The organism is Okeania sp., assembly GCF_983059655.1.
The window spans coordinates 1-8,941 of record NZ_CEZPJD010000208.1 but is presented as its reverse complement, the minus strand read 5'-3'; the positions used below and the strand labels follow the sequence as shown (position 1 = coordinate 8,941).

At 35.1% G+C, this 8,941-nt stretch carries 6 protein-coding genes; 2 read left to right on the top strand and 4 right to left on the bottom strand.

The genetic code is table 11. The features are described 5' to 3' along the window. Positions 1-122 precede the first annotated feature (122 nt). The 3 genes from iscB to AC3DU7_RS13645 form a co-directional block, all read right to left on the bottom strand. Positions 123-1,439 (bottom strand): RNA-guided endonuclease IscB, encoded by a 1,317-nt coding sequence (gene iscB, locus AC3DU7_RS13655; RefSeq protein WP_488039886.1) that lies wholly within the window; start codon positions 1,437-1,439, stop codon positions 123-125. A 315-nt stretch (positions 1,440-1,754) separates the two neighbouring features. After that, a complete protein-coding gene (gene dndC, locus AC3DU7_RS13650; RefSeq protein ID WP_488039885.1) occupies positions 1,755-3,314 on the bottom strand; it encodes a DNA phosphorothioation system sulfurtransferase DndC in 1,560 nt (519 codons plus the stop codon). Between the two features lie 440 nt (positions 3,315-3,754). After that, on the bottom strand, positions 3,755-4,522 hold the full coding sequence (locus tag AC3DU7_RS13645; RefSeq protein ID WP_488039884.1) for a phosphorothioated DNA-binding restriction endonuclease family protein: 768 nt from the start codon (positions 4,520-4,522) through the stop codon (positions 3,755-3,757). Between the two features lie 859 nt (positions 4,523-5,381). Here AC3DU7_RS13645 and AC3DU7_RS13640 point away from each other — a divergent pair. Then, positions 5,382-6,983 carry a DGQHR domain-containing protein gene (locus tag AC3DU7_RS13640; RefSeq protein ID WP_488039883.1) on the top strand — a complete coding sequence of 534 codons (1,602 nt, stop codon included), beginning with the start codon at positions 5,382-5,384 and terminating at the stop codon, positions 6,981-6,983. Between the two features lie 326 nt (positions 6,984-7,309). Here the strand turns inward: AC3DU7_RS13640 and AC3DU7_RS13635 are convergent, their stop codons facing one another. Continuing rightward, on the bottom strand, positions 7,310-7,570 hold the full coding sequence (locus AC3DU7_RS13635) for a hypothetical protein (protein ID WP_488039882.1): 261 nt from the start codon (positions 7,568-7,570) through the stop codon (positions 7,310-7,312). 479 nt (positions 7,571-8,049) lie between these two features. Here AC3DU7_RS13635 and AC3DU7_RS13630 point away from each other — a divergent pair, with 479 nt between their 5' ends. Beyond that, on the top strand, positions 8,050-8,940 hold the full coding sequence (locus tag AC3DU7_RS13630) for a GlcNAc-transferase family protein (protein WP_488039881.1): 891 nt from the start codon (positions 8,050-8,052) through the stop codon (positions 8,938-8,940). Position 8,941: the final 1 nt, after the last annotated feature.

Below are 8,941 nucleotides of genomic sequence, written 5' to 3'. Positions count from 1 at the left end.
TAGGGAATAGGGAGTAAGAGGAAAGGTAGTGGGTTAACTAACTCAGAAGTTTCTACGGAATGCTCCGCAAACAGAAGTCAGGAGTCAGAAGTTATTTTTGTAACGAGGATTTGAGATCCGCTTCAAAAATATTGCGCCTTAAAAGGCGAGGTTTTAGACCCATAAACATAAGCGTAGCCATCCTTTTTGTGAATATGTTGACAATATTTGTGGCTAATTCCTTGTACTAAACCATTCTTGGTTTTGATGTTGAAACTGCCTGTAGTGCGTACAGCAACTCTCCCTACATAGACACCTTGTTTCTTACCTTTAGTCACAATAGCTTTGACGATATCCCCTGTTTGATATCCTTTAATAAACTTGAACCGGGGGACATAACGAACTGGAAATCCATATTTATCAGTACGACACATCTGACGTGAGCCATGTCCTGTGGCGATGACAATTAAAGGTTTTTTTACCTCCTTGATAATTAGCCGTTCAGGAGTAGAAATACCTACACAAGCTGCATCTAACCAATGAGTTTTAGGCAGGTTTTGACTACACCTATTGAATTTTGTTAACCCACCACTACCTACTTCTACAGGTAGTTCAGTTAACTTTAATTCGTTGTACAACTTCCACCGAGTTGCATTTACGGCTGCTGCATCAGCGAGTGGCTTCTTAGCTTGAGATAAAATCTGTTGCAGAACATTGGGCTTTCCAGATAAGAACTGTTCAATTTCTTGATTGGACTTGGCCTGATTGCAACTATGACAGGAAATAGCTAAATTAGAAACTCGATTGGAACCACCTTTAGATTTAGGAACAATGTGTTCTATTTCTAACTGGGTATCCGTCGCACCACAATAAGCGCATTTACGATGCCATTTTTCTAGTAAATATTCCCGAATTTCGTAACCAAAAAGTGTACCTTGTTGATACTCAACACCTGAAATTTCGGGGTTTTCTAATTTCTGAGTGTCGAACCTAACTAACTCTTGAGATATACCTGTAATGGGACATAATTGAGTTAGCTTTTTAACCCAAGTCAAGATATTTTGTATTCTTGACATTAAACTAGGGGGTAACCACCCGGACGACCTTTTTCTATTCAAGAATCTTGGCTGACGATAACGAGTTTTGCGATTTCTACGAGAACGTCTTAAAGTTCTACGTTTGGTTAAACTATCTCGAATTTGAAACCCTCTGTGAGTGAGTTCAGCTCCCCAGATTATTCTGTTGCTTTGAACAATTGCTAAACCAGTTATTTTTGCTCCGGGGTCTATTTTTAGTTGATGGTTGTGAGTAATTGGTTGACTTACCTCCTCAGTCAAAATGATTGTTAAGGGGTATCGACGTAGAACTTTAGCTTTGCCAGTTCTGAGTAAAATTCTAGCTCTGGCAGGCTTACAGGGGTCTAAAGGTTGTCGGTTTTTGTTAAGTACAAATACACGCATAATTGGTGTGTTCTCCTATTGCTAGGGTAAGGTTCGCTTTGACAATGTTTTAATCGCTTGTGAGGTTAGCCACACTTTCTTAACCCTCGCTCGAATGTTTAATGACTAACGGTAGAGCTACAGACTAGCGACGCATCCATAGGTACCATGACGATAAAAACGTAGGAGATTTTACTCCTGAGTCTGGTCAACTAGAGCTTAAAAAAGCCCACGCTATATTCCTTGATAATTAGCGCTGGGTTGTTGACAACTTTCTAGTCATTTCTAACTTCTGACTTCTGACGCGCGTTAATTCTCCCCCACTCCCCCACTCCCTTACTCAGTACCTGTCGAACTTTGACCAGAAAATTTCATATTTGCCCAACTTAATTGTTTCATTTTCTCTGAAACTTTTCCTTGCTCGACAGCTTCTTTTAAATCTCTTTTATTATGAGCGTTTTGAATAGCTTCTTCCTTGGAACGAGAACTTGTTTCAAAACATTGTTCGAGACTTTCATAAATTTTATATCGGTGAGACTTAATATAATACTGCCTCTCTGTATCTAACAGTTTTGCCATAAGTTCAAGGTGCATTTCATCCCCACTACATATTTCTTCTAATACTGACCATTCATCACTACCTAAAAGACTTATTCCTGCACCAGGACGACAGTCTTCAAATTTCTCTCCTGTTACTTCTTCATATATATGGGGTAAACTATCATCAAACTCATGTTTTTCCTCTAACCAAATGCGTCTAATTTCACTCAATTCTTCCAGAGAAATAAGAGTAATATCTTGCATACTTTCTGGAGCAGTTGCACGAATTTTTGTTTGAGCTTCTAACAGTTTTATCAGCCAATTTTCTCGCCATTCTTTAGTATATGGGCCATGAACTACATGAATCGACTTTTTATTATCTATTTCTCTTTCAAATAGTTGAACACCACCCCAAATTTTACGAAAATCTCTTTTGTCTTTATCTGGTTTAATATCTAACTCATTTCGTAGGTCTAATAAAGGCTGCATCCATTCTTTTTCCTCATCATTTTGAATCATTGCTTCCATAGATTTATCTTGACTAACCATTGTGCAAACCCAACACCCAAAACGAGAGTCTCCACAACTAGGAGTAGAAGTATCAATTACAAGAGGACATTCATTATCAGCAGTAGCGCCTCTATACATTGTAAATAAGTCTTTATTACTATTACCCCAAGGATTTTCCCATTGATTAATGTAAATCCAAACTTCATCATTTCGCCAATCTTCTATAGGAGTATAGACTAAAGAATTAGGTAAACCAGCATAAGGGCTAAGGCGATCGCGCAATCTACCAGTTTCATGTTTTGCCATTACTGAAGCACGCTTTGTACTTTCGGCTTTCCGAGTACCAAGAATCAAAATAACTTCTTGATAATTTCTCACTACTTCTCGTATAAAGTAGCTAGAAGGATTAATTTTTAGACGGGGAGTACACCAACGAAATTTATTTCTTGGTGCTGGATATCCTTTCCCTATTAAATTTACCCAAAATGTATCTTTAATTTCTGGGTACAGTAGGTGGGGTTCTATTGGTATTTTCTGATTTTCAGCAGCTAGTTTCATTTTGTTAATTGATTTGCGTACCCATGCAGAAACTATCGGATTTTCTACTAATGTGTCTGTGGTAATAACATAAATTTTTTTAGTTCTTTTTTTTAAAGGAAGTTTTGCAACTGCGTTCCATACAAGTTGCAAAACTGCTGTACTATCTTTTCCTCCTGAATATCCAATTATCCAAGGAATAGAATCTAAACAATATAGTTCTTGAATTTCTTGAGTTAATTTATCTATATCTTGAACTAAATCATCAGTATTACGCTGCGGAAATAAGGATGTTTGTATACCTGTCATTTTTATCAGACCTCTGAAATTTACTAAAAGACTTGAAATAATTTAAGATTTAAATACATTTTTTCTATGCCATTTTAGGGCTTCTTTGCGAGGAAGATATGATTCTAATTTTGGTAATATAATTGATTTTTCATTAAAGAATGTAATTGATTTGGTATAAGGTGACTCTTCTTGAAAATTACTAGCTACCAAAATTTTATAGTTACTATCTATGGTGAAAAGTCCTCGGTCAAATGCCCAATGATGATTTTTACCGAAAAATTGTGGGTATGCGCCTCCCCTTTTAAGGGGATAATAAGCGGTCGTTTGCGGAGCAGTCCGTTAGGATGGGATGGCGAGGTCTGCTCGCTGTCCGACCATCGACCAAGAGAAGAAAAATTTTCATCTCTTTGTCAATCCTATCCACTTTCAAGGAGAGGTAATTATTCATTATTCATTATTCATTGTTGAAAAAAGGATATTCCATTATTTAATTGATTGTCATTAAACTTAGCGAATGGTTTAATATGTGCTCCATCTACAATATTTTGAGTTAGCGATACAGTTACCTTGAGTCTACACAAAGCACATCTATAGTCATAGATATGTACCACAGCTTTACGAAAAAAAGCATCTCGAACTAAGGATTTTTTGATAGAGAATATTGGCATTTTTTCAATGCTGTGAATTTGTTTGATTTGTGGAGATTTATAATCCTGAACATTTTGATTGATTTTTAATATTTCCTCTATTTCTTGATGGCTTGATGAAAACCATTTAGATATCAGGACATCAATAATTTCTTTTCTCGCATCAGTTTCTTGCAGTAAATCAAATAACTCATCATCTAAATTTGCATAATCAAAAGCTTCTCTTAAACCAGAAATGCTGAGAGGACGACCTTTGAATTTTTCTGTATATTGAAGATGCCAAAATTTACATTTAGTATTTTGTAAGTGAAAAAAAGGTTGGGCAAAGTAACGTTCTTTAAAAGAATCAGATCCTAGTACATCCCAATATTTTTGGAAAGTCTCAACTAATTCATCTGAAATTGATATCCGGTTTTCTTTTATTACACCCTCTGCAACTAAATCTATAACCGATAAAAGTAAAATTGGTTGATAAAGTTTAGTACCTTGCTTTTTCGTTTCTCGAACATTAAGTTGAGAAAAACAATCACAATAGTATGCTAAATTCCGATAAATTTTTGATTCTTGATTTTCACTCATTTATAGCACTATGCAAAACATCTCAATGCTGTTTATTTATGTCCGACTACTTAGATAGTTCATTAATTGATAATGGATAATGGATATTGGATATGGCGAGGAGACCTCGCCATCCCATCCTAACGGACTGCTCCGCAAACGACCGCTGTCTTGGTTGATTGGATATGGCGAGGGGACCTCGCCATCCCTCAACCGCTTTTTTTCCCCTTAAAAGGGGAGGCTTCAAGGCGCGAATTATTTAATTATTAATTATTAATTATTCGGTAAAAATTTCAGTTTTTTTATCTACTTTTTGATTACCCGCAACTAATTTAGGATTGCTATATATTACAAAATCAACTCTATTTATAACCAGATACTATTAATATCTAGCCTCAATATTTCACTGATACCTCCCACACTAAAGTTTTACTTCTACAAAATAAATAGATTTGCCATTCCTCTGTTTTACAAGGAAAAATAAATTATTTAAAATCAACTGTTTATTTAGATGCTATCCCTATTTTGAGGATAGAAATAAGGAATGAATATTCATCGCTAATTTTTCATAAGTTACTATTGACATAATAAATATAGCAATCAGGAATGAGTTGTGAGAATTGAGATGTTACTTAAAAGTATAGAATATAGCAATTATTACATTCATATGATATGTTTTTTTCTTCTTCTCTGTTCCCTGTTCCCTAAAAGTTTTCAATATCTCACAACTCAAATCATATTGCTATAGCATATGATGGCTAAAAATTACTATACAATTAATGATTATACTAACTCAAAAGTTTTTAAAAACGTTTATTGACAAAAATTTATATATGTAGTAATTTTCAAAAATTATTAAAAATATTCCCTAAAATCAGCGATGAAAAAGACCAATAAACCCACCTCAGAAATAGCAAAAGAAATTTTAGAAAATGATAATCGAGAAAGAGAAGCGATCGCCATCCTATTAGACAAACATATAGGCAAAGATGACAGACTTTTAGTGCAAAAAACCATGATGGGAAATACAGAAGCTTACATTGGTTCCGTTACTCTAGAATGGTTAGATAGTCGTGTACGTTTTGCCTCTCAACTACCATTATTTCGGCAAAAATTTGATGTAGAAACAGATAATGTAATTCGTGACGCAGAAACAATAGATGAAATTCAACAACGTCCCCTAGATTGGTCTCGCCAAGCTCCATTAACCCTATATTTAGCAACAAGAAAAGCCCATAAATTTCCAGCAGTATTAGTAGTCATTAGCCCCAGTTGGGTAGATAATCCCAAAGCAGAAGAATGGAATAAAAATGGTAAAGCAAATAAATCTGCAACTGATTTTTTACCCCTAGATTCAACCGGAAAAGTAGGATTATTAGACCTGCGTTTAGAAGTAGCAGTATTTGCCCTAGACGGTCAACATCGACTCATGGGAATTCAAGGTTTAATGGAATTAATAAAAACAGGTAGGTTGCCTAGATATAACAAACAAAAAAAACCAGTAGGTGCAGCTATTAACATTGATGATTTAGCGGAAACCCATCATATTGAATTGCCAGAATTACAAAAATTAGCTTACGAACAAATAGGTATAGAATTTATTCCGGCAGTAGTAAAAGGAGAAAGTAGAGCACAGGCACGACGGAGAGTTAGGTCAGTTTTTGCTCATGTAAATTTGACGGCTGTAAAATTAAGTAAAGGGCAGTTGGCATTATTAAATGAGGATGATGGGTTTGCCATTGTGGCTAGAAAAACAGCAATTTATCATCCTTTATTGAAAGAGAAAGATGATAGAAATCCACGGGTGAATTGGGATAGTGCAACTGTGGCAACTAAGTCTACGGTTTTAACAACTCTTCAAGCAATTCAAGATATGTCCGAAAGATATTTAAAACCTCGTTATCCTCATTGGGAACCTTCTGATAAAGGTTTAATTCCGATGCGCCCTGAAGAAGAAGAGTTAGAAGAAGGACTAGAGGAATTTATGTTGTTTTGGAATTATTTATCTAATTTACCTAGTTATTCAAGATTAGAAAATGGTGCCGAAACTCCAGAATTGAGAAGATTTAGTTTTGAAATAAAGCCAGGAGAAGGTCATGTTTTATTTCGCCCTGTTGGACAAATTGCTTTTGCTGAAGCTCTAGGAATTTTAATATATAAAAAAGGCTTTTCTTTGGAGGAAGTTTTTCATAAATTAAATGAGTATGATGCAGATGGTGGTTTGAGTGGGATAGAATTTCCTGACTCTATTTGGTATGGGGTTTTATATGATTTTAATCGGAAGCGAATGTCGGTAGCTGGGAGAGATTTAGCGATGAGATTGTTTATCTATATATTAGGTGGAATTTCTGACAAAATGGAACGAGCAGGAATTCGTCGAGAGTTGGCAGAAGCAAGGAGAGTTGGGGATAATCAAGCTGTAGATTTTCTAGGTAAATTTGTGGAATTAAAAAAGGTAGGTTTACCGAAAATTTTGTCTTAAAGTATTAAAAAAAAGGCAACAGGAGGGAATAGTTGATTTATGTTTTGAATATTTTCAAATTCTTTAGACTAGCTTTAGTGCAATAAGCTACAAAAATTTATCTGCAATGAAAGCTGTTTGATACCAAGGGTAAAAAAAATAATGCTTTTGTGAGGTGAAACTTCAATTATTAAGTAATTAACACAACCGCAATGAAATTTTTGATAATTAGCACGCCAGTAGCGTATTAATAATTCTGATGTTTACTTCTCCCCCACTCCCCCACTCCCCTACTCCCCTACTCCCTTACTTAAGAATCAGTAATACTACGCTACAGAATATTATTTTCAACCATTACTCAATAAATATTTTTCTAAATACTCCCAATGTTGATGTCCATATTCTTCTCGTAATAAATCTTTCACATCAGCATTAATAACTAATTCTCCATCTTGATTATCTTGGAATAGTAGTCCATGAGTAAGTACCTCTTGTAAATTGGTCAGAGTATCTATTAAATTGGCGATCGAATAATGTTCTTCTACCCATTCAACAGGACTAGGTATTTCAGAATTAATATTTATTGGATTATTAGTATTAACTTCCATAATTTAATTTCAGTAAAAACCCTGAATTTCAATCAGTTGTTCAATCTTAATATATCATCTGATTATTCATACCGTAATTTCAGTGAGGCTAGTCAAGGTTTTATTGTGACAAATTTTGATGTTTTTTGCGATCTAGATCAATAGTATAGTGTGACCTCTTGTGGATCTACGGATGTTGAAGAAAATAATTGAAGCTACATAATGGAGAAGTGAGGATTAAGCAAAAGAAAAAAGTAAATGACTTTTTGTACCTATAGATTAGATCGATACATAACCTCTAGTCTATGAAGTAGTACAAATGTCGCAAATTAAGGAAGAATAAAAAAGTAAAAGTTTTTGCTTAAAGTAGGATTTGAGGACTTAGATAAGTACTTTATAATAACTAGATATTAGTATAAGTCTACTTATTGTCTGATTTGCGCTATCTAAAGCAGTAATGATTTAAAAAATATAATTACAATTGCTATAATAAAAATTTTATGGATAATATTTTTATTCAAATAGTTGCCTATCGCGATTTAGAATTAATCCCAACAGTAGAAGAAGCGATCGCCCATGCCACTCATCCTGAACGCCTCACTTTTGGCATTTGTTGGCAGTATGGTACGGATGAGGAAAAGGACTATATCAGCAAACTTAAAGGTATTAAAGATTGTCGTATTATTGCAGTGCCTGCTTCTGAAGCTCGTGGCGTAGGTTGGGCGAGGTCTTTAGTACAAAAGTTGTGGCAAAAGGAACGTTATACTCTACAAATTGATGCCCACATGAGATTTTTACCTGGCTGGGACATAGAATTGATTAAAATGCTGGAAATGTGTCCCAGTGAAAAACCTCTTTTGAGTACCTATCCTCCTGCTTATAGACCCCCTAGGGAATTGGTTGGGGATACGCCAAGTCGGTTAGAGGCAAAGGAGTTTGGAGATCCTGGTATTTTAAGTTTGAGAGCAATAGGCGATTTGAGTAAATGTAGTGTTCCACAATTAGGAGCTTTTGTTGCTGCTGGGTTTATTTTTGCAGATGGGTTAATTATTGAGGAAGTACCCTACGACTCAGAGATTTATTTTACTGGGGAAGAGGTGTTATTTGCTGCTAAAGCTTGGACAAGGGGATGGGATATTTATCATCCTAATCTTAGTGTTTGTTGGCATTTTTATAATACTGGTAAAAAGCGGGTTGTACATTGGGAAGATCATCAAGATTGGTGGGTACAAAATAAGATATCTGAATCTCGTTTTCGTCAGATTTTAGGTATGGAAACTGCTACGGAAGATTTTGGGATTTATGGTTTAGGAAATGTCAGAAGTTTGGCAGAGTATGAGGCGTTAGCTGGTGTGAGTTTTAAGGAACGTTGGTTTATTCGTTTTATGTAAG